General features: G+C 69.3%; 21 protein-coding genes, 2 tRNA genes and 1 pseudogene. 10 read left to right on the forward strand and 14 right to left on the reverse strand.

Annotated features, from left to right (window positions below):
- The 8 genes and pseudogenes from AB0M83_RS24430 to AB0M83_RS24465 all read left to right on the forward strand — a co-directional run.
- Positions 1–795 (forward strand): annotated as a pseudogene (locus AB0M83_RS24430) (acetoacetate--CoA ligase); the annotation flags it as partial.
- Positions 796–832: 37 nt separating this feature from the next.
- Positions 833–2,548 carry a phosphatidylglycerol lysyltransferase domain-containing protein gene (locus AB0M83_RS24435; protein WP_364520647.1) on the forward strand — a complete coding sequence of 572 codons (1,716 nt, stop codon included), beginning with the start codon at positions 833–835 and terminating at the stop codon, positions 2,546–2,548.
- A 65-nt stretch (positions 2,549–2,613) separates the two neighbouring features.
- Positions 2,614–2,703: transfer RNA gene (locus tag AB0M83_RS24440), tRNA-Ser, on the forward strand.
- A gap of 46 nt (positions 2,704–2,749) precedes the next feature.
- A tRNA-Arg gene (locus AB0M83_RS24445) sits at positions 2,750–2,823 on the forward strand.
- 130 nt (positions 2,824–2,953) lie between these two features.
- On the forward strand, positions 2,954–4,036 hold the full coding sequence (locus tag AB0M83_RS24450; RefSeq protein WP_364520648.1) for a hypothetical protein: 1,083 nt from the start codon (positions 2,954–2,956) through the stop codon (positions 4,034–4,036).
- A 34-nt stretch (positions 4,037–4,070) separates the two neighbouring features.
- On the forward strand, positions 4,071–4,571 hold the full coding sequence (locus tag AB0M83_RS24455; protein ID WP_364520649.1) for a hypothetical protein: 501 nt from the start codon (positions 4,071–4,073) through the stop codon (positions 4,569–4,571).
- A gap of 236 nt (positions 4,572–4,807) precedes the next feature.
- Positions 4,808–6,430: a glycosyl hydrolase family 18 protein gene (locus AB0M83_RS24460; RefSeq protein WP_364520650.1), complete on the forward strand. Its 1,623-nt coding sequence runs from the start codon at positions 4,808–4,810 to the stop codon at positions 6,428–6,430.
- Positions 6,427–7,776: a cellulose binding domain-containing protein gene (locus AB0M83_RS24465; RefSeq protein ID WP_364520651.1), complete on the forward strand. Its 1,350-nt coding sequence runs from the start codon at positions 6,427–6,429 to the stop codon at positions 7,774–7,776. The genes AB0M83_RS24460 and AB0M83_RS24465 overlap by 4 nt, the downstream gene beginning before the upstream one ends.
- 62 nt (positions 7,777–7,838) lie before the next feature.
- Here the strand turns inward: AB0M83_RS24465 and AB0M83_RS24470 are convergent, their stop codons facing one another.
- A complete protein-coding gene (locus tag AB0M83_RS24470) occupies positions 7,839–9,167 on the reverse strand; it encodes an aspartate aminotransferase family protein (RefSeq protein ID WP_364520652.1) in 1,329 nt (442 codons plus the stop codon).
- A gap of 87 nt (positions 9,168–9,254) precedes the next feature.
- On the opposite strand from AB0M83_RS24470, the gene AB0M83_RS24475 reads away from it, so the two are divergent.
- Together AB0M83_RS24475 and hypF are read left to right on the forward strand one after the other, a co-directional pair.
- A complete protein-coding gene (locus AB0M83_RS24475) occupies positions 9,255–10,172 on the forward strand; it encodes a LysR family transcriptional regulator (RefSeq protein WP_364520653.1) in 918 nt (305 codons plus the stop codon).
- A 4-nt stretch (positions 10,173–10,176) separates the two neighbouring features.
- The gene (gene hypF, locus AB0M83_RS24480) at positions 10,177–12,324 is read left to right on the forward strand and encodes a carbamoyltransferase HypF (protein WP_364520654.1); all 2,148 of its coding nucleotides are present in this window, start codon (positions 10,177–10,179) and stop codon (positions 12,322–12,324) included.
- Here the strand turns inward: hypF and hypB are convergent.
- The 13 genes from hypB to AB0M83_RS24545 are packed head-to-tail and all read right to left on the reverse strand — an operon-like array spanning position 12,281 to position 22,731.
- Positions 12,281–12,976: a hydrogenase nickel incorporation protein HypB gene (gene hypB / locus AB0M83_RS24485; protein ID WP_364520655.1), complete on the reverse strand. Its 696-nt coding sequence runs from the start codon at positions 12,974–12,976 to the stop codon at positions 12,281–12,283. The two genes, hypF and hypB, sit on opposite strands and share 44 nt — an antisense overlap.
- Positions 12,969–13,304, reverse strand: coding sequence for a hydrogenase maturation nickel metallochaperone HypA (locus AB0M83_RS24490; RefSeq protein ID WP_364520657.1), 336 nt, complete (start codon positions 13,302–13,304; stop codon positions 12,969–12,971). The genes hypB and AB0M83_RS24490 overlap by 8 nt, the downstream gene beginning before the upstream one ends.
- Entirely contained in the window at positions 13,305–14,381 is a 1,077-nt protein-coding gene (gene hypE, locus AB0M83_RS24495) for a hydrogenase expression/formation protein HypE (protein WP_364520658.1), read from the reverse strand. It abuts the gene before it with no gap.
- A complete protein-coding gene (gene hypD, locus AB0M83_RS24500; RefSeq protein ID WP_364520659.1) occupies positions 14,378–15,505 on the reverse strand; it encodes a hydrogenase formation protein HypD in 1,128 nt (375 codons plus the stop codon). The genes hypE and hypD overlap by 4 nt, the downstream gene beginning before the upstream one ends.
- A gap of 8 nt (positions 15,506–15,513) precedes the next feature.
- A complete protein-coding gene (locus AB0M83_RS24505; RefSeq protein ID WP_364520660.1) occupies positions 15,514–15,786 on the reverse strand; it encodes a HypC/HybG/HupF family hydrogenase formation chaperone in 273 nt (90 codons plus the stop codon).
- 3 nt (positions 15,787–15,789) lie between these two features.
- The gene (locus AB0M83_RS24510) at positions 15,790–16,284 is read right to left on the reverse strand and encodes a hydrogenase maturation protease (RefSeq protein WP_364520661.1); all 495 of its coding nucleotides are present in this window, start codon (positions 16,282–16,284) and stop codon (positions 15,790–15,792) included.
- Complete coding sequence (locus AB0M83_RS24515; RefSeq protein WP_364520662.1) at positions 16,281–17,426, reverse strand: hypothetical protein; 1,146 nt, start codon at positions 17,424–17,426, stop codon at positions 16,281–16,283. The genes AB0M83_RS24510 and AB0M83_RS24515 overlap by 4 nt, the downstream gene beginning before the upstream one ends.
- Positions 17,423–18,052, reverse strand: a complete 630-nt coding sequence (locus tag AB0M83_RS24520; RefSeq protein ID WP_364520663.1) for a DUF6084 family protein — start codon at positions 18,050–18,052, stop codon at positions 17,423–17,425. The genes AB0M83_RS24515 and AB0M83_RS24520 overlap by 4 nt, the downstream gene beginning before the upstream one ends.
- Positions 18,045–18,662 carry a DUF5947 family protein gene (locus tag AB0M83_RS24525; RefSeq protein WP_364520664.1) on the reverse strand — a complete coding sequence of 206 codons (618 nt, stop codon included), beginning with the start codon at positions 18,660–18,662 and terminating at the stop codon, positions 18,045–18,047. Before AB0M83_RS24525 ends, AB0M83_RS24520 begins: the two co-directional genes overlap by 8 nt.
- Positions 18,659–19,177 (reverse strand): NifU family protein, encoded by a 519-nt coding sequence (locus tag AB0M83_RS24530; protein WP_364520665.1) that lies wholly within the window; start codon positions 19,175–19,177, stop codon positions 18,659–18,661. The genes AB0M83_RS24525 and AB0M83_RS24530 overlap by 4 nt, the downstream gene beginning before the upstream one ends.
- Complete coding sequence (locus tag AB0M83_RS24535) at positions 19,177–20,973, reverse strand: nickel-dependent hydrogenase large subunit (RefSeq protein WP_364520666.1); 1,797 nt, start codon at positions 20,971–20,973, stop codon at positions 19,177–19,179. Before AB0M83_RS24535 ends, AB0M83_RS24530 begins: the two co-directional genes overlap by 1 nt.
- Positions 20,974–20,986: 13 nt before the next feature.
- Entirely contained in the window at positions 20,987–22,042 is a 1,056-nt protein-coding gene (locus AB0M83_RS24540) for a hydrogenase expression protein HypE (RefSeq protein WP_364520667.1), read from the reverse strand.
- On the reverse strand, positions 22,039–22,731 hold the full coding sequence (locus AB0M83_RS24545; protein ID WP_364520668.1) for an SIS domain-containing protein: 693 nt from the start codon (positions 22,729–22,731) through the stop codon (positions 22,039–22,041). Before AB0M83_RS24545 ends, AB0M83_RS24540 begins: the two co-directional genes overlap by 4 nt.
- Positions 22,732–22,741: the final 10 nt, after the last annotated feature.

The following is a 22,741-nucleotide window of genomic DNA, read 5'->3' on the forward strand; positions in this document are numbered from 1 at the left end:
GGCTCCACCGGGGCGCCGCTGAGCGTCGAGGGCTTCCGCTGGATCGTGAACGAGGTCGGGAGGAAGGTGCAGATCTGCTCGGTCTCCGGCGGCACCGACCTGTGCGCGGCGTTCGTGGCGTCGGCGCCCGACGTGCCGGTGTGGCTGGGTGAGCTGTCCTGCCCGGCGCTCGGTGCCGCGGTCAACGCGTTCGACGAGGCGGGCAACGCCGTCGTCGAGGAGGTCGGCGAGCTGGTCATCACGAAGCCGATGCCGTCGATGCCGGTGTTCTTCTGGAACGACCCGGACGGCTCGCGGCTGCGTGAGGCCTACTTCGAGATGTACCCGGGGTTGTGGCGCCACGGCGACTGGATCCGCGTCACCGGCCGCGGCTCGGCGGTGATCTACGGCCGCAGCGACTCGACGCTCAACCGCGGCGGCGTCCGGATGGGCACGGCGGAGTTCTACCGGGTCGTCGAGGGCTACGACGAGGTCGCGGATTCCCTGGTCGTGGACACTTCCGCGGTCGGGAACGAGGACGGGCAGCTGATCTGTTTCCTGGTGCTCGCCGACGGTGCCGCGCTCGAAGACGTCGAGCCCCGGCTGAAGAAGGAGCTCCGTAGCGCGCTGTCACCGCGGCATGTACCCGATCGGTTCGTCGTGGTTCAGGAGATTCCTCGTACCTTGAACGGTAAGAAGTGTGAGGTACCGGTGAAGAAGATCCTCGCCGGAGTGGCTCCCGACCGGGCCGTCAGCCGTGACGCGCTGGCGAACCCGGCGGCGTTGACGCCGTTCGTGGAGCTCGCCGGCGGGTAGATGGGGGAAGCATGATCGTTCACCACGGGTTGTACAGGTGGTGACGGGGACACGCGCGCAGACCACCTGGCGGGTGGCGGGAGCCACCACGGTGGGGGTGATCACCTGGGTGACCCGGCTGGCGGGACTGATGACACTCGTGTCGGTCCTCGTGCCCGCCGGGCGCCGGAACCTGCGCGGGCACCTGTCGGAATGGCTGGAGCTGCCGCAGGAGGCGACGGTCGCGGCGGCGACCGTCGCGCTGGTCACGGGCGTGCTGCTCGTGCTGCTGGCCGCGGGCCTGCGGCGCCGCAAGCGCCGGGCCTGGCAGCTGGCGATCGGCGCGACGGTGCTGCTCACGGTGTCGCACATCGGGCTCCGGCACGTCTTCGGCGCCGGGCTGGTTTCGGTCGTGCTGCTGGTGGGCCTGATCGCGAGCCGGCGCTACTTCGTCGCGAAGCCGGACCCGGTGGTCGGCCGCTGGCGCGCGGTGCGCGTGTTCCTGCAGCTGGCGCTGGCCGGGTTCGTGATCAACGTCATCCTGCTGTCGGTGGCGTCGCGGGCGGTCCTGGAGCCGATGAGCTTCCCGGACCGGCTGGCGGAGTCCGCGCTCGCGCTGGTCGGCGCGAGCGGGCCCGCCGTGTTCCACCAGATGTGGCTGGAGGACATGACCGCGGCCGTCGGCCTGCTGTTCGGGCTCGCCGCGGTCCTCGTTTCGGCGTACTTCCTGCTGCGCTCGGCCGAGCCGGCGCCCCGGCTGTCCGACGAAGAGGTCGCGCGCCTGCGCAAGCTGCTGGACGAGCACGGCGGGCGGGACTCGCTCGGCTACTTCGCGCTTCGGCGGGACAAGTTCGCGGTGTTCTCGCGGACCGGCAAGGCCGCAGTGACCTACCGCGTGATCGCCGGGGTGGCGCTGTGCTCGGCCGACCCGCTCGGCGACCACGAGGCGTGGCCGGGCGCGATCGAGGAGTACCTGGAAGTCTGCCGCCGCAACGGCTGGGTGCCGGCGGCGATGGGCGTCTCGGAACTCGGCGCGACGGTCTGGGCCCGCTTCGGCCTGGAGGTCCTGGAGATCGGCGACGAAGCGGTCGTCGACGTCGACGGGTTCACCTTGGACGGACGCGTCATGCGCGGCGTCCGCCAGGCCGCGGCCCGCACGAAGCGCGCGGGCTACAAGGTGCTGGTGCGCCGGGCGGAAGACCTGCGTCCCGGTGAACTGGCCGAACTGGAGACGCTGGCGGCGAACTGGCGCGGCACGGACACCGAGCGCGGCTTCTCGATGGCGCTGGGTCGCATGGGCGACCCGGGTTCGGTGCTGGTGACGGCCGAGCAGGGCGGACGGGTGCGCGGCGTGCTCCAGTTCGTGCCGTGGGGCTCGACGGGCCTTTCCCTGGACGTCATGCGCCGCGACCGCGGGGCCGACAACGGCGTCAACGAGCTGATGATTTCGGAGCTCCTGCTGACGGCGGGGCGGCACGGCGTCGAGCAGGTGTCCCTGAACTTCGCGGCGTTCCGGGCGTTGATGGAACAGGGCCAGCGCATCGGCGCCGGCCCGGTGGCCAAGACGGCGGCGAAGGTGCTTCATTTCTTTTCGCGCTGGATCCAGATCGAGACGCTGTACAAGTTCAACGCGAAGTTCCAGCCGCGCTGGGTGCCGCGTTATCTGGTCTACCCGGGAGTGCGCGAACTGCCCCGCGTCGGCATCGCGACGTTCGAGGCGGAAGGCCTCGGCGGACGCTCTCCGCGCCTGCTCAGACTGCTGCAGCGAGCGTGAGGGGGGTGCTGTCGGAGGGTGATCGGGGGGTGTGTAACCTATCTGAGCAGTGGTCGTTGGGCCCAGGAGGCTTCGCCTAGTCTGGTCTATGGCGCCGCACTGCTAATGCGGTTGGGGGTAACCCCCCCTCCCGGGTTCAAATCCCGGAGCCTCCGCTGGCACCCGGTTCGCCGGGTGCTAGGTTAGAGAACAACTGAACACGCGCCCGTAGCTCAGCTGGATAGAGCATCTGACTACGGATCAGAAGGTCAGGGGTTCGAATCCCTTCGGGCGCACGTCTGGTTGAGACAGCAGTACAAGAAGCCTCCTCTCGCGAGGGGGCTTCTTTCTTTGTGTCCCCACTAAGCCGTTTGGCCCCTTCGCGCGTGATCACCGTGACCTGTACCGGCCACGGAGGGATGGCGGATGGCGTACGCGGACGAGGTGGACGAGCTCGTCGAGAAGATCATCGACAGAGCGATCGAGTTCTTCATGTACGCCCACGGCTGGCAGCTCAACTTCCAGGGCAACTACGAGCGGGAGATGGGCAGCGACGGCGTTCAGATCACGCCGCCGGGCAAGCCGGAGCGTACGTCGGGTGGCCAGGTCCTCGGGTTCGGTGTTCCCTTCGTCGACGGCTTCGAGTACGGGTCCGGCGCCGACGCGGGCACGCTCGTCTACCGCCACTTCGAGAACACCGTCCGGGACATGTTCCGGACGTGGCGGAACCTCCCGGACCCCGAGAGCTTCGAGTCGTACGTCGAGCAGCTCCGCGAAGCCGCCTGGACCGTCTCCATGACCAGCGAGGGCAACACGGTCAGCGGTGTCGGCAACCCCGCGCTCGAGGCCGTCGCCTTCCTGCAGAAGAAGATCGGCGGGGACGACATGAACGGGGCGACGCTCTGTGCCGAGCAGGAGATCTGGCGCAAGGCGCGGGAAGACGTCCTCACCATCGCCGCGTTGTTCCCCACCCCGATCCAACCGGTCCTGGCCGGTGTCGCCACGGCGCTCCCCGCGCTGGGAACGCTGCTCAACGCGGGCAGCACGCCGAACAAGACCGAGGTCGAGTTCGCCGGCAGTACGCCGGACGAGGTGATCGGGACGGCCGCGGCGGCGCTCAAGACGCTGACGGACAAGATCCGCGACGCCGAGGCGCACCTCGAGCGGCTGATCACCGACGCGATGGAAACGGTGACCAGCCATCCCAGCTCCTTCGCCATGCCGAAACCGAAGCTGCTCGACCTCGGCGACCTCAACTTCCTCGCCGTCGAGACGCTGCCTCAGATCGCGCGCCAGTTCTACGTGGCGTCGGACTCGCTCAACGGGGGCGCCGGGTGCGTCCACGAGTGGGGGCGGCCGGCCGGGATCAACGTGTCCGACTCGCCGGACGGACCCCGCGCGGCGTGGGCCGCGCTCGTGTCGGTGGCCGAGGACCTCGTGCTCGACCTCGGGTGGGAGATCAAGGAGAGCGCGACCGACCTCCGATCGGCAGCGCCACCGAGTGGCTGAACGAAAACCGCTGAGGACAAGGAGAAACGCGGGAATGAAGCGCATCATCATCTCGAGCCTGGTCGTGCTGTTCGGGATCGTCGCGATCGCCGGTGGGTTCAGCAAGCTCGGCGACTCGACCGTCCGCTGCGGGGGGCGGCTCATGCAGGCCGGCGACGAGTGCGTCAGCACCTCCACGACGGGTTCGGAGACCGGCCGCAAGTCGGTCGACGAGCAGCGGAGCTCCGACAAGGCCGCGACTTGGGCCGCGATGGGGGGCGGGGTGCTCATCGTCGTCTTCGGGACCAAGAGCCTGGTGACCGGGATCCGGAACCGGCGGAAGAAGCCCGGGGCGGGGACGCCGGTCGGGAGCCCGCCGCAGCAGGCCGGGTTCCAGCCGCAGCAGGCCGCGTGGAACCAGCAGGCACCGTCGTGGAACCAGCAGGCGGGGAACCAGCCGCCCGCGTGGAACCAGGCGCCGCCGGTGCCCGGGCAGCCGATGCCTCCGGGGTACCCGCCCCAGCAGCCGGGCTGGGGACCGCCTCCGCAACGCTGACCCGAACCGCCCGCAGCCGAGCCCGGAACACTCCGGGCTCGGCTGCTTTGCGTAACTGGACTGGACCAGTGAACACGCCAACGTCTCAGCTGGTCACCTGCTGTTCGGCACTCTCCGTGGTTGTCCTTCCCTAATTGGTCTGGACCACGTAACGTCTTCGCAAACGGCGCAAAATCACCACCCTGGTCCCCGCCTGGTGGCCGCGCCGTCCCCTGCACCTGGCTCAAGGGAGAGCGATGTCCAGAAAGAGATGGCACCTCCTCGGTCTGTTCACCGCGGTCGGCGCGATCGCGGTCGGTCTCGTCACCGTGCCGGCGAGCGCCGCCGGCGGCGTGGGCGCCGGCTTCAGCAAGGGCTCCGACTGGGGCACCGGCTACGAAGGCAAGTACACGATCACCAACGGCTCCGGCTCGACGCTGGCCGCCTGGACGGTCGAGTTCGACCTCCCGTCCGGCGCGAAGATCGCCTCCCTCTGGGACGGCAGCTACACGGCAGCCGGTCAGCACGTCACCGTCAAGAACAGCTGGAACGGCAACGTCGGCAACGGCTCGACCGCGAGCTTCGGCTTCAACGTCAGCTACTCCGGCACCTACTCGGCGCCCGCCAACTGCCGGCTGAACGGCGGTTCCTGCGACGCCGGCGGCGGCACCCCGACCACCACGCCGACGACCCCGACGCAGCCGACCACCACCCCGACGACGCCGACTACGCCCCCGACGACCACCACGCCGCCGCAGACCGGCGGCCTGAAGAACGTCGGCTACTTCGTGCAGTGGGGCGTCTACGGCCGCAACTACCACGTCAAGAACATCGAGACGTCGGGTTCGGCGAGCAAGCTGACGCACATCAACTACGCGTTCGGCAACGTCAAGAACGGCCAGTGCACGGCGAACGACGACCCGTACGCCGACTACCAGAAGACCTACGACGCCGCGGGCAGCGTCGACGGTGTCGCCGACACCTGGGACCAGCCGGTGGCCGGCAACTTCAACCAGCTGCGGAAGCTGAAGAAGCTGCACCCCGGGCTCAAGGTGATCTGGTCGTTCGGCGGCTGGACCTACTCCGGCGGCTTCGGGCAGGCGTCGCAGAACGCCGCCGCGTTCGCGCAGTCCTGCTACAACCTGCTCAAGGACCCGCGCTGGGCGGACATCTGGGACGGCATCGACATCGACTGGGAGTACCCCAACTCGTGCGGCCTTTCCTGTGACACCAGCGGTGCCGCGGCCTACAAGAACCTGATGGGCGCGCTGCGGTCGAAGTTCGGCTCGTCGTTCCTGATCACCTCGGCGATCACCGCCGACGGCAGCAACGGCGGCAAGCTCGACGTCGCCGACTACGGTGGCGCCGCGCAGTACGTCGACTGGTACAACGTCATGACCTACGACTACTTCGGCGCCTGGGCGGCGCAGGGCCCGACGGCTCCGCACTCGCCGTTGACCAACTTCAGCGGTATCCCGACGCCGGGCTTCTACTCCGACGCCGCGATCCAGAAGCTGAAGGGCAAGGGCGTCCCGTCGAGCAAGCTGTTGCTGGGCATCGGGTTCTACGGCCGCGGCTGGACCGGCGTCACGCAGGCGACCCCGGGTGGCACGGCGACCGGTCCCGCGCCGGGCACGTACGAGCAGGGCATCGAGGACTACAAGGTCCTCAAGAACACGTGCCCGTCGACCGGCACGTTCGCCGGCACCGCGTACGCGAAGTGCGGCAGCAACTGGTGGAGCTACGACACCCCCGCCACCATCGGCGGGAAGATGTCCTACGCCAAGCAGCAGGGTCTCGGCGGCGCCTTCTTCTGGGAGCTGACCGGCGACACCACCGGCGGCGAGCTCATCACCGCGATGAAGAACGGCCTGTCGTGACGCGCCGGTGGTTGCCCGCGCTCGGGCTGGCGGCCGCGGCCGCCACGATCGGCGCGATGTTCGTGATCGCGCCGGCGAACGCGGCGGGCGGCGTGTCCGCGACCTTCGCGAAGGGCTCCGACTGGGGCACCGGGTACGAGGGCAAGTACACGATCGCCAACGGATCCGGGTCCACCCTGGCGAGCTGGACCGTCGAGTTCGACCTGCCGAGCGGGGCGAAGATCTCTTCGCTCTGGGACGGCAGCTACACGGCGTCCGGCCAGCACGTCACGGTGAAGAACACGTGGAACGGCAACGTCGGCAACGGCGGTAGCGCGAGCTTCGGCTTCAACGTGGCGTACTCGGGTTCGTACGTCGCGCCGTCGAACTGCAAGCTCAACGGTGGGTCGTGTGCGGCCGGGGGGACACCCCCCACTACGACACCGCCGCCTACGACGACGCCTCCGCCCACGACCACCCCGCCGCCGGGCACCGGCGGCAAGGGCGCGCCGTACCTGTACCTGGGCTGGGGCAACCCGCCGAACCCGCAGACGGTGATGAACGCGACCGGCGTCAAGTGGTTCACCATGGCGTTCGTCAACGCCTCCGGTGGCTGCAACCCGGCGTGGGACAGCAGCCGTCCGCTCCAGGGCAGCGCGGACGCCACCGCGATCGCGCAGATCAAGGCGGCGGGTGGCCAGGTCGTGCCGTCGTTCGGCGGCTGGAGCGGGAACAAGCTGGGCCCGAACTGCTCGACACCGGCCGCGTTGGCCGGCGCCTACCAGCAGGTGATCAACGCGTACGGGCTGAAGGCGATCGACATCGACATCGAGAACTCCGACGAGTTCGAGAACGAGGCCGTCCAGGACCGGATCCTGGGCGCGCTCAAGATCGTCAAGCAGAACAACCCGGGCGTGCAGACGATCCTCACGTTCGGCACGTCGACGACCGGCCCGAACTACTACGGCAACCGGCTCATCGACCAGTCGAAGGCCCTGGGCGCCAACGTGGACGTGTACACGATCATGCCGTTCGACTTCGGTGGCGGCGCGAACATGTACAGCAGCACGGTGAGCGCGGCGAACGGCTTGCGCGACAAGCTGAAGTCGACGTTCGGCTGGAACGACGCCACGGCATACAGCCACGTGGGCATCTCGGGCATGAACGGCCTGTCCGACCAGCAGGAGCTGACCGATCTGTCGGCCTGGACCCAGATCACGAACTGGGCCAAGTCGAACAAGCTCGGCAGGCTGGCGTTCTGGTCGGTCAACCGGGATCGTGGGTGTGCGGGCGGTGGCGTGCAGTCGACCTGCAGCGGCATCGCCCAGAACGACTGGGACTTCACCAAGGTGACGGCGGGTTTCTGACGTCGTCGTGAAGGAAGGCCTCCTTGCCGGCTCCCCGGGCCGGCAAGGAGGCCCTTCCGTTTTCAGAGCGTCTTGACGGCGTCTCCGATGGCTTCGTCCAGGATCGACAGGCCCAGCGAAATCTCCTCTTCGGACGCCGTCAGCGGCGGCGCGATCCGGAACACCCCGCCCATTCCGGGCAGCTGCACGATGTTCATGTGCAGCCCGAGCTCGAGGCACCGCCGCGTGACGCGCGCGCCGAGCTCGTCCGAGCTGCGCTTGGTTTCGCGGTCGACGACCAGTTCCAGCCCGGCCAGCAGGCCACGGCCGCGGATGTCGCCGACGACCTCGTGCCGGTGGGCGATCTGCTGCAGGCCGTGCCTGAGCAGGCCGCCGAGCTGAAGTGCGCGCTCGTCGAGGCGGTCGCGGGTCAGGACGTCCAGGACGGTGTTGCCGACGGCCGCCGGCAGCGGGTCCGCGACGTGCGTGGTGAAGAACAGGAACCCACGGTCGTGCGCCTCCTGCTCGATTTCCGCGCTGGTCAGCACCGCCGCGAGGGGCAGCCCCGCGCCGAGCGTCTTCGACAGCGTCAGGATGTCCGGGACGACGCCGTCGCGCTCGAACGCGTACCAGGTGCCGGTGCGGCAGAGCCCGGTCTGGGCCTCGTCGAGGATCAGCAGCATGCCGCGTTCCCGGCACTTCTCGGCCAGCGCGGCGAAGTAGCCCACCGGTGGTTCGATGATGCCGCCCGAGCTGAGGATCGGCTCGACGATGCACGCGGCGAGGCTGCCGACCGACTGCGCGTCGATCATCTCGAACCCGAAGTCGAGCTGACGCCGCCAGTCGAGGTGACCGTCGGCGTCGGTGAAGTCGGGCCGGTACGCGTTCGGCGCCGGGATGGCGAAGTTGCCGGGCGCCGCGGGCCCGTACCCCTTGCGGCCGGCGCTGTAGGTCGCGCTCGCCGCGGCCTGCGTCATGCCGTGCCACGATCGCGCGAACGAGACGATCTCGTGCTTGCCGGTGACGAGTTTCGCCATGCGGAGCGCGGCCTCGTTGGATTCGGCGCCGGTGGTCAGGAGGAGTGCTTTCTCCAGCGGCGCCGGCAGCGTCTCGGCGAGGCGACGCGCGAGGTCGACGACCGGGCGGCTCAGCATGCCGCTGAACAGGTGGTCCAGCTTCGCGGCCTGCCGCCGGACGGTGTCGACGATCTCCGGGTGCGAGTGCCCCAGGATCGCGCTCATCTGGCCGGAGGTGAAGTCGAGGATGCGGCGGCCGTCTTCGGTGAAGACGAAGCTGCCTTCGGCGCGGTCGATGATCTCGTGGGTGAACGCGCCGCCGTAGCGCACCAGGTGCTTGTCGGCGTCGGCCCAGAAGGCGTCTGCGGAGGTGGTCTCGGAAGTCGGAGCAGCCATGCCTTCGACGGTAAGTCCGGTCCGAGCGACACGTCCAGCTCACAATTCCGGCTGTCCTGTTCGGATTTTCCGTACAAGAATGGGGCGATGCTGAACCCGTGGCGCCTGCGGCTGCTGAGCCGGCTCGACACGCTGGGCACGGTCCGCGCGGTGGCGCAGGACGCGAACCTCAGCGCGTCGAGCGTGTCGCAGCAGCTCGCCGTGCTCGAAGCGGAAACCCGCACCCAGCTGCTGGAACGCACGGGCCGGAGAGTCCGCCTGACCCCGGCCGGGCTGATGCTGGCGCGGCGCGCGCGGGCGATCCTCGACCACATGGACACGGTCGAGGCGGAGCTGCGCACCCTCGGCGAGGAGCCGGTCGGCCAGGTCCGGCTGGGCGCGTTCCAGAGCGCGATCCACACGATGGCGGTCCCGGCGGTGACCCGGCTCGCGGGCGCGTACCCGCACCTCGAGGTCGAGCTGCTGGAGCTGGAGCCGCACGAGAGCATCCCGGCCCTGCGCGGCGGCGACGCGGACGTGATCATCACGACGACCGACTTCGTCCAGCTGCCGCTGGGCCCGGACCTCGACATCGTCCCGCTGGCGACGGACCCGATCGTGCTGGTGACCCCGCCGGAAGCGCCCCGCGGACCGGCGGTCCTGTCGGCGTACGCGGACTCGCCGTGGGCGCTGGACACCCCGCGGTCGTACATGGCGAACCTGACGCTGCGTCTGTGCCGCGAGTCGGGTTTCGAGCCGCGGGTGGTGTGCCGCTTCAGCAATTACCTGATGACGTTGCAGCACGTGGAGGCCGGGTTGTCGATCGCGTTGCTGCCGGAGCTGGCGGTGGACCGCCGCTACCGGGTGTCGACGCGCGAGCTGGCAACTCCGGTGACCCGCACGATCGCGGCGGTCGTCCGCAGCGGCACACCGTTGCGGGCAGGGGTGAACGTGGTCCTGGACGCGTTGCGTCAGCCGCCGGACCTGCCGGCACTGGCCGCGTGGGTCGACGGAGGCGCAGACTGACCGGGTGCGTGTGGCGATCAGCGTCACCGGGGTGGTCCAAGGCGTCGGGTTCCGGCCTTTCGTCCATCGGCTCGCGCGAGGGCTCGGGGGCTTCGTCGGGAACGACGGGCACGGTGTGTTCATCGAGGTCGAGGGGTCGCGCGCCCAGCTCGACGCCTTCCTCGAGGCACTGAAGACACAAGCCCCGCCGCTCGCGGTTGTCGACGAAGTCCGCACGCGCGAGATCCCCGCGCGAGGGGAGTCCTGGTTCCGGATCGTCGAAAGTCCTCGTGATGGCGCCGCCGACACGTTGATTTCCGCTGACTCCGCCACCTGCGACGACTGTCTGCGAGAGCTGCGCGACCCGGACGACCGGCGGTTCCGGTACCCCTTCGTCAACTGCACCAACTGCGGCCCGCGGTTCACCATCGTCCGGGGCGTGCCCTACGACCGGCCGCTCACCACGATGGCCGGGTTCGCGATGTGCGCCGAGTGCAAGCAGGAGTACGAAGATCCCGGCGATCGGCGGTTCCACGCCCAGCCCGTCTGCTGCCTCGCCTGCGGGCCCACCCTGCGCTTCGAGCCCGGTGGCGGAGACCCCGTGGAAGCAGCCGCCGAAGCGCTGAACGAAGGCGCGATCGTCGCCGTGAAGGGGCTCGGGGGCTATCACCTCGCCGTCGGGGCGCGGCATGAGGAAGCCGCGAAGAACCTGCGAACCAGGAAACACCGGGAGGACAAGCCCTTCGCCGTCATGGTCGCCGACCTGGAGCAAGCGAAACAACTCGCTGACGTCGATGCAGCGGCCGAAGAAGCGCTCACCAGCCGGCGACGGCCCATCGTGCTGCTCCCGAAGAAAGCGGACCTCGCGGCCGCCGTCGCGCCGGGGAACCGGCGGATCGGGCTCATGCTGCCCTACACCCCGCTGCACCACCTGCTGCTGGAGCGGACCGGCCCGATCGTCCTGACCAGCGCGAACGTCTCCGACGAGCCGATCGTCTACCGCGACGAAGACCTCGGACGGCTGAAGGACATCGCCGACGCCTTCCTCACCCACGACCGGCCGATCCACGTCCGGACCGACGACTCCGTGGTGCGCATCGTCGGGACGAAACCCCAGCTCCAACGGCGATCGCGGGGCTACACGCCCGAGCCCGTCAGCATCACGAAGACGACGAAGCACCTCCTCGGCTGCGGCGCCGAACTCAAGAACACCTTCTGCCTCGCCAAGGGCCGCCACGCCTTCGTCTCGCACCACATCGGCGACCTCGAGAACTACGAGACGCTCCGGGCCTTCACCGAGGGCATCGAGCACTTCAAGCACCTGTTCGACGTCGACCCGGTGCTCGTCGCGCACGACCTGCACCCCGAGTACCTCTCCACGAAATACGCGCTCGAGCAGGACGTCGAGCTGCTGGGCGTGCAGCACCACCACGCGCACATCGCCGCGTGCCTGGCCGACAACAACCACCCAGGTCCGGTCCTCGGCGTTGCCTTCGACGGCACCGGCTTCGGCCCCGACGGCACCCTCTGGGGCGGCGAGTTCCTCCTCGCCGACCTCACGAGCTACGAACGTCTCACCCACCTGCGAACCATCGCCATGCCCGGCGGCGTTATGGCCATCAAGCAGCCCTGGCGGATGGCTGCGTCCTATGTGGACGAACTCGGGTGGCCGGCGCACGAGGACATCGTCAAGCTCAAGCGCAGCGGCCTCAACTCACCCCTGACGTCCAGCGCCGGCCGCCTCTTCGACGCCGCCGCCGCGCTGCTCGGCGTCCGGGACACCATCACCTACGAAGGCCAGGCCGCGATCGAGCTGGAGCAGCTGGCCGACCCGGTCGAGAAGTCCGCCTACCGGGCCCGCATCGACGACGTCGTCCACGGCGAGGACCTCATCGCCGCTCTCCTGGACGACAGCGGCACCAAAGCGCAGAGAGCCGCCCGGTTCCACAACGGAATCGCCGACGCGATCGTGCGGACCTGCGACCGCTTCCGCGACCACAGCACCACCGTCGCGCTCTCAGGCGGGGTGTTCCAGAACGTCCTGCTGCTCGACCGGACGGTCGAAGCGCTGGAGCAACAAGGCTTCCGTGTTCTGACCCACCGGAACGTGCCCACCAACGACGGCGGAATCAGCTTCGGGCAGGTCGCCGTAGCCAGTCGTACCACTCGCTGAGCCCGTCGCCGCGCGTCGCGCTGACCTGCACCAACGCCGCCGTCGGGTTTACGCGGCGGAAGTCCCGCTCGAACTCGGAGACGTCGAAGTCGACGTACGGCAGCAGGTCGACCTTGTTCAGCAGCACCAGGTCCGACGCGGCGAACATGTGCGGGTACTTCACCGGCTTCCCGGGGCCCTCGGTCACCGAGAGGATCACGACGCGCGCCGCCTCGCCGAGGTCGAACAACGCCGGGCAGACCAGGTTGCCGACATTCTCGATGAACAGCGTCGAGCCATGCGCGGGCGCCAGCGAATGCAGCGCGCGGTGCAGCATCGACGCGTCCAGGTGGCAGCCGGCGCCGGTGTTGATCTGCACGACCGGCGCGCCGGTGGCCTTGATGCGCTCGGCGTCGAGCAGCGTCTCCTGGTCGCCCTCGATCACCGCGCACGGCGTGTCCGACGCGCGGATGGTCCGCTCGAGCAGCGTCGTCTTCCCGGCTCCGGGCGAGCTCATCAGGTTGATCGCGAACACCCCCGAGGCGCGCAGGTGCTCGCGGTTGTGCGACGCGAGTTCGTCGTTCTTCGCCAGGATGTCCTGCTCCAGCACCACCGTGTGGGCTTCGTCGGTGATCCGGACGTCGCCGTCCGAGCAGCCGCAGGTGTCACACATGTCCGACCTCCACCGAAGTGATGCGCAGTTCGCGCCCGGCCAGCACCTCGGCGTTGGCGCTGCCGCAGGGACAGAGCAGGATGAAGTCGTCGAGGGTAAACTCGTCGCCGCAGTCGCGGCAGCGCGCCCGCCCGGACGGCTCGGCGATGTCCAGCCGGGCGCCTTCGAGGGACGTCCCCGTGCAGAGGACGTCGAAGCAGAACCGGACGCTGTCCGGCACGACGCCGGACAGCCGCCCGATTTCCAGCCGCACGCTCGTCACCGTCGCGTCGCCCAGCTTGGCGACGATCGCGTCGACGACCGACTGCGTGACCGCCATTTCGTGCATTCAGCAGATCCTCGGCAGCGGGTCCCCGACCAGCAGGTCCACGATCCGGGTGCCACCGAACGCCGTGTTCAGCAGCACGATCCCCGGCGGGTCGTCGGCGATCCGGCCGATCACGGCGGCATCCGCGCCGAGCGGGTGCCCGCGCAACGCGGCCAGCGCGGCGTCGACCTGCGAGCCGTCCACGACGACCACGATCCGGCCTTCGCAGGCGACGTACAGCGGGTCGATGCCCAGCAGCTCCGACGCGCCGCGAACCTCCTCGCGCACCGGGACGGCCTTCTCGTCGACGACCACGGCGACCTCCGCGGCCTTCGCGATCTCGTTGAGGATCGTCGCGACTCCGCCGCGGGTCGCGTCGCGCATCGCGCGCACGCCGGGCACCGCGGCCAGCAGCCCGGCGACGAGGTCGTGCACCGGCGCGGTGTCGGACTCGAGGTCGGCGTCGATGTCGAGCTCGCCGCGGGCCAGCATGATCGTGACGCCGTGGTCACCGATCGGCCCGGAGACGAGGACGGCGTCTCCGGGCTTCACGGTGGCCACGCCGAGGCCCGTGCGGATGAGCACCCCGACCCCGGCCGTGTTGACGTACACGCCATCGGCCTTGCCGCGCTGGACGACCTTCGTGTCGCCCGTGACGATCTGGACGTCGGCCGCGAGGGCGGCCGTCTTCATCGAGTCGACGATCTTCAGCAGGTCTTCGACCGGAAAGCCTTCTTCGAGGATGAAGCCCGCGGTCAGGTACAGCGGCCGCGCGCCGGACACGGCGAGGTCGTTGACCGTGCCGTTGACCGCCAGGTCGCCGATGTTCCCGCCGGGGAAGAACAGCGGCGAGACGACGTACGAGTCCGTCGTCAGGGCCAGCCGGGCGTCGCCGATGGTCAGCGACGCCGAGTCTTCGAGGGGCTCGAGCAGCGGGTTGCGGAACGCGTCGAGGAACACGGCCTCGATCAGCGTGTGCGTCGACTTGCCGCCCGCGCCGTGCGACAGCGTGATGCGCTCCTCACGCACCTTCGCCCGCCGGCGCCGCGCCCGCTCGATGCGGTCGAGGACCTGCTGCTCGCGCTCGGTGGTCGTCATGCGCGGCTCGCCTCCCGGACGCGCTGGCGGCTGAACCGGCCGAAGTTGTAGTACGCCGCGCAGGCGCCTTCGGGCGAGACCATGCACGTCCCGATCGGCGTCTCCGGGGTGCACGCCGTGCCGAACACCTTGCACTCCCACGGCTTCAGCACACCTTTGAGCACCTCGCCGCACTGGCACGCCTTCGGGTCGGCGACGCGCAGGCCGGGAATCTCGAAGATCCGTTCGGCGTCGAACTTCGCGTACTTCTCGCGGATCGCCATCGCCGAGTGCGTGATGAACCCGAGGCCGCGCCACTCGAAGTACGGCCGCAGCTCCATCACCTCGTTGATGGCCTTCAACGCCACGATGTTGCCGTTCCAGGGCACGACCCGGGAGTACTGGTTCTCGACCTCCGACCGTCCCGAGGAGAGCTGGACCATCAGCAGGTAAATCGACTGCAGAATGTCCAGGGGCTCGAACCCGGCGACGACGACGGGCTTGCCGTAGTCGCGCGCGATGAACTCGTACGGCCGGCAGCCGATCACCGTGGACACGTGCCCCGGCCCGATGAAGCCGTCGAGCCGCAGGTCGGGGGAGTCGAGGATGGCCTTGATGGCCGGGATGATCGTGACGTGGTTGCCGAACACCGAGAAGTTCTCGATGCCTTCGGAAGCCGCGCGCAGCAGCGTCATCGCGGTGGACGGCGTGGTCGTCTCGAACCCGATGGCCATGAACACGACCCGCAGGTCCGGGTTCTGCCGCGCGATCTTCAGCGAGTCGAGCGGCGAGTAGACCATCCGGATGTTCGTGCCCTCGGCGTTGGAGTCGAAGAAGTTCCCGCCGGACCCGGGCACGCGCATCATGTCGCCGAACGACGTCATGAGCACGCCGGGCTGCCGGGCGATGTGGATGGCGTCGTCGATGCGGCCCATCGGGATCACGCACACCGGGCAGCCCGGCCCGTGCACCAGCGTGATGCTTTCGGGCAGGTAGTCCTCGAGGCCGTGCTTGTAGATGGTGTGCGTGTGCCCGCCGCAGACCTCCATGAACTTGTAGTGGCGGCCCGGCTCGCACAGCGACGTGATCTTGGCGGACAGCGCCCGTGCCTTCTCCGCGTCGCGGAATTCGTCGACGAAACGCATGACCACTCCTATTCGATCCGGGATTCGAGCAAGGCGGCCATTTCGTCCTCGTACGCCTTGCCGATGCTTTCGAGGAACTCGAGGGCGGCCGCGGCCTCCCGCTCGTCTATTTTGGACAGTGCGAAGCCGACGTGGATGAGGATCCACTCGCCGGGCTTCGGCGGGTCGTCGTCGAGCAGGCCGATGTTGATGAGCCGCTTGACGCCGCTGACCGAGACTTTCGCGAGGTCCGGGCGCTCCTCGCTGATTTCGATGATCTCGCCCGGGATCCCGAGGCACATGGCTCAGACCTCCGTCTTCTCCTTGACCGGCAGCTCGGGGCTGGTGCCCCAGGCGAGTTCGGTGACGGCGCGGACCGCGGCCGCGACCGCGGCTGCCACGACCGGCGACAGCCCGATCCCTTCGTCGAGGCAGGCCGGCTCGCACCCGACGATCAGCACGCGGCCGGCGTCCCCGCCGAGCAGCCGCAACAGCCGGAACACCGCCTCCGGCTGCATGCCGTGTGCGTCGATCGACGCCGTCGCCAGGTCTTCGGTGTCCGCCTCGATGAGCGAGAGCGTGCCGGGTGGCCGGCCGTGCGGGGTCGCGTCGAGCAGGATCGTCGTGTCGTAGCCGCCCAGCAGGTCGTAGGCGAGGTGCATGCCGGCGATGCCGTAGTCGGCGATCTGCACCCAGGGCGGCAGGTCGGTGCCCTCGAGCTCCTTGATGACCTCCACGCCGAAACCGTCGTCGCTCAGGAAGATGTTGCCGATGCCGGCGACCAGGACTCGTGGCCTCATTCCGCGACCTCCAGGGGTTCGATTTCGTCGGGGGAGAAGTACCGGTACCGGCCGTGGGCGTGCTGCAGGTCGGCGCCGGGATCGTCGTCGAGCGTCACCGCGACGTGCGTCGCACCGTCCACATCGGACAGGATGACGCGCACGGTCGCGGTCTTGCCGGTGAGGAACATGTCCTGGGCGTCCGCGCCGCGGAGGTTCGGCCGCAGCCGCACCTGCGAACCCGCGGCGACGCGCACCCCGGCGACGGTCACCGAAGGCTCGACCGGCCGCAGGGACCGGACCGCGCCGTGCAGCCGCTCCAGCAGCTCGGGCGGCATCGCGTCGACGCGGTCGACGATCGCCGCCGCGCGCGGGTCGGTGGCCCGGGCCTCGCGCTTCTCCTCGTCGGTCAGCGTCATCGTGCGGAGAGTCAGGATTTCGTCGATCTCGGTGCCGTCGAAGAGGTCCCCAGGGCTTTCCTCGGCGATCGACGGGTTGTCGTAGAGGATGATCGGCGACGCGAGCATGACCGTGCTGCGGGAAGTGTCGCCGATCAGCACCGGCCACAGCCGCTCCTGCCGGCAGGCGTCGACCGCGGGTTTCGCCCACTCCGGCGGGTCCAGCATGGACAGGAAGTGCCCGGTGTCGACGCTGAGCACGAGGTGCGCGGCCAGCAGCGAATGCCGGAGAGCGTGCTCGCGGACGCCGTCGGAGTGCCACGACGTCGTGTTGTGCACCTCGACGCGCAGCCGGGCGCCGCCGAACGGCCCGTCGAGCGGGTCGACGCGCGCGGTGAGGACGCCGGACAGCGGGTGTGTCCGTTCTTCGCCGGGCACATGGAACTGGGTTTCGACCGGGAGTTCCGAAAGCGGCAGCTCGAAGTCGGTCTCGTGCTCGACGGCTTCGTCCCACGTGAGCCGCGTCCGCGTCTGCAGGAATCGCACCTTGACGTGCAGGATCGTGCGTTCCAGGGGTTCGAGGAGGCACTCGACGCGGGCCGATGCGTGCTCGCCGATCTCCGCCGACGCGTGCGACGGCGGCACCAGCACGCCCCACTGCCAGCGCACGCGGTTCTTCCCCGCCGACGCCCGGTACGGGTAGAGGAGGTAGCCCTCGTAGAGCACGGCGTCACCGACCGCGCGGGCCTGGTCGAGGACGTTCACGGTCCACCGGCCAGCAGCTGCTCGATCGCGGCTTCCCAGGTCGGGATCGCGTGCTGTGCCTTGTACTTGAGCAGCGCGTCCACCGTCTCCCGCGGCAGCTTGATCCACGCGACGTGGGGGAAGTAGCGGGACATCAGCTCGTCCCAGACGGCCACCGGCATCCGGCACTCGGCCTGCGTGTGCCACGGCACCTGCTCGACCCAGAACCCCGGCCCGCCCTTGCCGAACACGGTCCCGCTGAACAGCAGCACCATCGGCACGACACCCTCGGAGAGCGCGTGGAAGTACTTGCCGGCCGCGACTTCGAGGTCGTAGGTGCACGGCACCTCGGCGTCGATCTCGGTGGCGCCGGTGAAGCCCGGCACGGCCACCGAAACCGTCGTGAACTGGAACGGCTTGAGCGTCTCGCCCCACCGGGACCGCTCGCCGAAGAGGTGGGTGAGCAGGTCCGACTCGTCGTCGGCGTACCGGCGCCGCTGCGGCTCGATGCGGATCTGGACGCGCAGCACCATCGCGTGGATGGGCTGCCCGGTCACCTCGGAGATCCGCAGCTTGAACGCGAGCGTCGGCGACGCGGCGTACTTCAGCGGCCGGACGTCGATGCAGTCGAAGGTCAGCTCAGCCATCGGTCACGACCTCGCTGCGTTCCCGCAGGCGCGCGAAGAACCCGTCGATCGCCTCGTGCGCCTCGGTGCCGCCGTCGAAGCCACGCCACGTCGTCCGGACGAGTCCGACCAGCTCGTAGCAGACGTCGATCGGCACCAGGAAGCACTCGAAACCCAGGTCGAGCTGGTTCAGCAGCAGGGCTTCGACGTCGTCGGCGATGTCGGCGAACGCGCGCGTGCCCGCCAGCAGCTCGTCCCACGTGCCGAGCTCCAGCAGCGACTCGGTCGCCCCCGCCGGGCTCGGGTAGAACGCGACCGGGCGGTCCTGCACCGAGTTGCGGAACAGGAACGCCGTCTTCACCGGGATGCCGGCCGACTCCCACAGCGCCGGCCCGGGCCCGAACCGCGGCGCGTGCCGGAACCGGTCCGGCACCGCGCGGTGCCGCTTCCCGCCCGACCCGCGGTGGGTGAAGAGCAGGTAGCAGCCCCGGCAGGTGCACAGGATCGTCCGGGATTCGAGGTCGATGACGTGCCCGTGCTCCGCGCCGATCGGTTCCGCGCACATCTCGCACTTCTCGCCCGGCACGGTGCGCTGGACGGGAGTGCGGAACCTGCGCAGGCCGCCCGTCACGGGACCTCCACGGGACACGGGACCAGCGGCAGCAGCGCTCGCCCGCCCGGCCCGGTTTCCTCCGGCACGACTCCCTCGACGACGACGTCGGAGATCTCCGGTGCCGCTTCCCGGACCACGCGCTCGATGGCGTACTTCGCGGTGACCGTCGACGACGGGCAGCCGTCGCAGGTGCCCTGCAGCCGCAGCCGCAGGACACCGTCGTCGATCCCGACGAACTCGACGTCGCCGGCGTGCGAACCGAGGTACGGCCGGACCTTGTCGAGCGCCTCGGTGACCCGCTCGTGCGTGGACCGCGGGTGCAGGTCGTGCAGCACGAGCAGGCCGCGGACGTGGTCGTCTTCGGCGAGGCGGTCGAGCAAGGGCCGGCCGGCGAGCTCCACGATCCGGGCCAGGCCGGCGCCGTAGAACTCGAGCAGCGTGTGGACGAGGTCCTCGGCGAGCTCGGCGTCGGCGCCGTCGAACTCGCCGAGCAGCTGCTCGATGCGCTCGCCGACCCGGTCGACGTCGGACATCAGCCGAGCTCCCCGCCGAACGCGTGCGGGGTGTGCAGCCGTTCGACCACCTTGCCCTTGCCGGTGTACATGTGGACGCCGCAGGGCAGGCACGGGTCGAAGCTGCGGACCGCGCGCATGATGTCGATGCCCTTGAAGTTCTCCTGCGTGTTCTCCTCGAAGATCGGCGTGTTCTGCACGGCGTCCTCGTACGGCCCCGGCGTGCCGAAGCTGTCGCGCACGCTGCCGTTCCACGGCGTCGGCGGGTACGGGTGGTAGTTCGCGATCTTGCCGCCCTTGATCACCATGTGGTGCGAGAGCACGCCGCGGACCGCTTCGGTGAACCCGCAGCTCACGCCTTCGTCGGGGACCTTGAACGGCGTCCACGTCTTGGTGTTGCCCGAGCGGACCTCCCCCAGCGCCTGGTCGGCGAAGTGCAGGGCCATCGCGGCCGAGTACGCCTGGAAGTACGTCCGGGCGCGGTTGCGCTCGAGCGCGTTGCTCCACTGCGGGATCTTCCACTCGAAGGCGGCTTCGGGTTTGGTCGCGGTGCGCGGCAGGGTGATCGTCACGCTGTGCCCGGTCGACTTGACGTACGGCGTGTCGACGAGCCCGGCCAGCGCCGTCACCCACAGCCGCGCGATCGGGCCGCCGCCGGTGTCGAGGGCCAGGTGGTCCTGGCCGTCGAACCAGCGCGGCGACATCGTCCACGAGTACTTGCCGTCGAAGTCGCGCTTCGCCGGGCGCGGGATGGTGTGCTGGTTCCACGGGTGGCGCTGGTCGACCCGGTTGCCCAGCGGGTCCTGCGTGACGAACATCGGCTGGTCGGCCCAGTCCTCGTAGAACGAGCTGCCGAGCAGGATCCGGATGCCGAGGTTGATGTCGAGCAGGCTGGTGGTGACGAGCTTGCCGTCGACGACGATGCCCGGGGTCACGAACATCTTCCGGCCCCAGGACTCCATGTTCTCGTAGCTGAAGTCGCAGTACTCGGGGTCGTTGAGGCTGCCCCAGCAGCCGAGCAGGACGCGCCGCCGGCCGACTTCTTCGTAGCCGGGCAGGGCTTCGTAGAAGAAGTCGAACAGGTCGTCGTGCATCGGCAGGCAGCGCTTCATGAACTCGACGTAGCGCATGAGCCGGGTCAGGTAGTCGGTGAACAGCTGCACGGTGGCCACCGTGCCGACGCCGCCGGGGTACAAAGTGGACGGATGGACGTGCCGGCCCTCCATCAGGCAGAACATCTCGCGCGTGCTGCGGGAAACCTGCAGCGCTTCCCGGTAGAACTCGCCTTCCAGTGGGTTCAGCGAGCGCATGATGTCGCCGATGGTCTGGTACCCGTGGTCACCCGCGTGCGGCGCTTCGGTGCGGTTGGCCAGGTCCAGCACACCGGGATTGGTCTCGCGGACCATCTTCTCGCAGTAGTCGACCCCGACCAGGTTCTCCTGGAAGATGTTGTGGTCGAACATGTACTCGGCGGCCTCGCCGAGGTTGAGGATCCATTCGCCGAGGTGTGGCGGGCGGACGCCGTAGGCCATGTTCTGGGCGTACACCGAGCACGTCGCGTGGTTGTCGCCGCAGATCCCGCAGATCCGGCTGGTGATGAAGTGCGCGTCGCGCGGGTCCTTGCCCTTCATGAAGATGCTGTAGCCGCGGAAGACCGACGACGTGCTGTGGCACTCGACGACGCGCTTGGCCGCCCAGTCGATCTTCGTGTAGATGCCGAGGCTGCCGACGATCCGGGTGATCGGGTCCCACGCCATTTCGACGAGGTCGGACTTGCCCTTGGTGCTGATGCCCTTGTCGGTCTGCGTCTCCGTCATTTCCCGATCCCCCTCAGCGCCAAGACGACTTGTAGCCGGTGTTGAGCTTCTTGCCGGTGTGCCGCCACTTCGGCTCCTTGTCGAGCTTGCGTTCGGTGATCTTCCGCAGCCGCCGGATCACCGACCCGTACGCGCCGCTGGCCAGCGACGACACCTGCGCGCCCGGCGGCTCGTCCATGAACGGCATGAACTTGTCCGGGAAACCCGGCATGGTGCAGCCGATGCAGATCCCGCCGACGTTCGGGCAGCCGCCGACGCCGTTGATCCAGCCGCGCTTCGGCACGTTGCACTTCACGACCGGACCCCAGCAGCCCAGCTTCACCAGGCACTTCGGGGAGCCGTACTCGGTGGCGAACTGGCCCTGCTCGTAGTAGCCGCCGCGGTCGCAGCCCTCGTGCACGGTCGCGCCGAAGAGCCACTGCGGCCGCAGGTGGTCGTCGAGCGGGATCATCGGCGCCTGCCCGGCGGCCTGGTAGAGCAGGTAGGTGATGGTCTCGGACAGGTTGTCCGGGTGGGTCGGGCAGCCGGGCACGCAGACGATCGGGATGCCGGCGCCGGACTTCCAGTCCCAGCCCAGGTAGTCGGGCACGCCCATGGCGCCGGTCGGGTTGCCCTCCATCGCGTGGATGCCGCCGTAGGTGGCGCAGGTGCCGACGGCCATGACCGCCAGGGCCTTGGGCGTCAGGCGGTCCAGCCACTCGCTGGTCGTCATCGGCTGGCCGGTCTCGGGGTTGTTCCCGAAGCCGCACCAGTAGCCCTCTTCCTTGATCGCCTCGTTCGGGATCGAGCCCTCGACGACCAGCACGAACGGTTCCAGCTCACCGCGATCCGCCTTGTAGAACCACTCGATGAACGTGTCGGCCCCCTTGTCGGGGCCGCATTCGAAGTCGATCAACGGCCAGTGGACCGCGATCTTGGGCAGGCCGGGCAAGGCGCCGAGGACGATTTCCTCGATGCTCGGCTGCGTGGCGGCGGTCAGCGCGACGGAGTCGCCGTCGCACGACAGGCCGGCGTTGATCCAGAGGATGTGGATGGGCTGCTCTTCGGTTTGCTCTGCGGCATGCGTCACGGCTGATCACCCTTGGCGAGGTCGTCGAGCGCGCCGAGGGTCAGCTCCCACAGCGCGTGGTAAAGGGTCGTCTGGGCTTCCTGGATGCGGTGCACGGAAGGGGACGGGACGACGAAGAGGTGGTCGATGCTGTCCAGCTCGGCCATCTTCCCGCCGTCGTAGCCGGCGACGCCGACGGTCACCATGCCGCGCCGGGCGGCTTCGTCGAAGGCGCGCACCAGGTTCGCGGAGTTCCCGCTGGTGGACAGGCCCACCGCGATGTCGCCGGGACGCCCGAACGCCCCGATCTGCCGGGCGAACACGACGTCGAACCCGATGTCGTTCGACAGCGCGGTCACCACGGCGATGTCGTTCGTCAGCCCGAAGGCGGGCAACGGCCTCGCGTCGCCCGCCGGGCTGAGGAACAGGCTGGCGAGGTCCTGCGCGTCGGTCGAGCTCCCGCCGTTGCCGAACGCGAGCAGCCGGCCGCCGCCGCGGAACGCGCGGGCGAGGTCCTGGGCGCACGCGAACAGGCGGTCGCGGTCGGCCGCGAGCACGTCGCCGCGGAGGGCGACGATCTCCCGCACTTTGTCCACAGTGGACTGTTCAACCTGACGGAGGACGGCGTCGAGGTCGCTGGAACCCGCGTAGAGGAACGGGTACAGCGCTTCGAGACCGTCCGCGCCCACGGGGGTGTGGTCCCGCGTCATGGCGCGTCAA

Origin of the sequence: Amycolatopsis sp. NPDC051106, from assembly GCF_040682775.1 — a bacterium.
GTDB lineage: Bacteria > Actinomycetota > Actinomycetes > Mycobacteriales > Pseudonocardiaceae > Amycolatopsis.

Excerpts from the sequence above, each read along its gene's own strand:
- AB0M83_RS24450 (WP_364520648.1), top strand. The coding sequence starts at position 2,954 with ATGGCGTACGCGGACGAGGTGGACGAGCTCGTCGAGAAGATCATCGAC.
- AB0M83_RS24455 (WP_364520649.1), top strand. The coding sequence starts at position 4,071 with ATGAAGCGCATCATCATCTCGAGCCTGGTCGTGCTGTTCGGGATCGTC.
- AB0M83_RS24460 (WP_364520650.1), top strand. The coding sequence starts at position 4,808 with ATGTCCAGAAAGAGATGGCACCTCCTCGGTCTGTTCACCGCGGTCGGC.
- AB0M83_RS24470 (WP_364520652.1), bottom strand. The coding sequence starts at position 9,167 with ATGGCTGCTCCGACTTCCGAGACCACCTCCGCAGACGCCTTCTGGGCC.
- AB0M83_RS24475 (WP_364520653.1), top strand. The coding sequence starts at position 9,255 with ATGCTGAACCCGTGGCGCCTGCGGCTGCTGAGCCGGCTCGACACGCTG.
- hypB (WP_364520655.1), bottom strand. The coding sequence starts at position 12,976 with ATGTGTGACACCTGCGGCTGCTCGGACGGCGACGTCCGGATCACCGAC.
- AB0M83_RS24490 (WP_364520657.1), bottom strand. The coding sequence starts at position 13,304 with ATGCACGAAATGGCGGTCACGCAGTCGGTCGTCGACGCGATCGTCGCC.
- hypE (WP_364520658.1), bottom strand. The coding sequence starts at position 14,381 with ATGACGACCACCGAGCGCGAGCAGCAGGTCCTCGACCGCATCGAGCGG.
- hypD (WP_364520659.1), bottom strand. The coding sequence starts at position 15,505 with ATGCGTTTCGTCGACGAATTCCGCGACGCGGAGAAGGCACGGGCGCTG.
- AB0M83_RS24505 (WP_364520660.1), bottom strand. The coding sequence starts at position 15,786 with ATGTGCCTCGGGATCCCGGGCGAGATCATCGAAATCAGCGAGGAGCGC.
- AB0M83_RS24510 (WP_364520661.1), bottom strand. The coding sequence starts at position 16,284 with ATGAGGCCACGAGTCCTGGTCGCCGGCATCGGCAACATCTTCCTGAGC.
- AB0M83_RS24520 (WP_364520663.1), bottom strand. The coding sequence starts at position 18,052 with ATGGCTGAGCTGACCTTCGACTGCATCGACGTCCGGCCGCTGAAGTAC.
- AB0M83_RS24530 (WP_364520665.1), bottom strand. The coding sequence starts at position 19,177 with ATGTCCGACGTCGACCGGGTCGGCGAGCGCATCGAGCAGCTGCTCGGC.
- AB0M83_RS24535 (WP_364520666.1), bottom strand. The coding sequence starts at position 20,973 with ATGACGGAGACGCAGACCGACAAGGGCATCAGCACCAAGGGCAAGTCC.
- AB0M83_RS24545 (WP_364520668.1), bottom strand. The coding sequence starts at position 22,731 with ATGACGCGGGACCACACCCCCGTGGGCGCGGACGGTCTCGAAGCGCTG.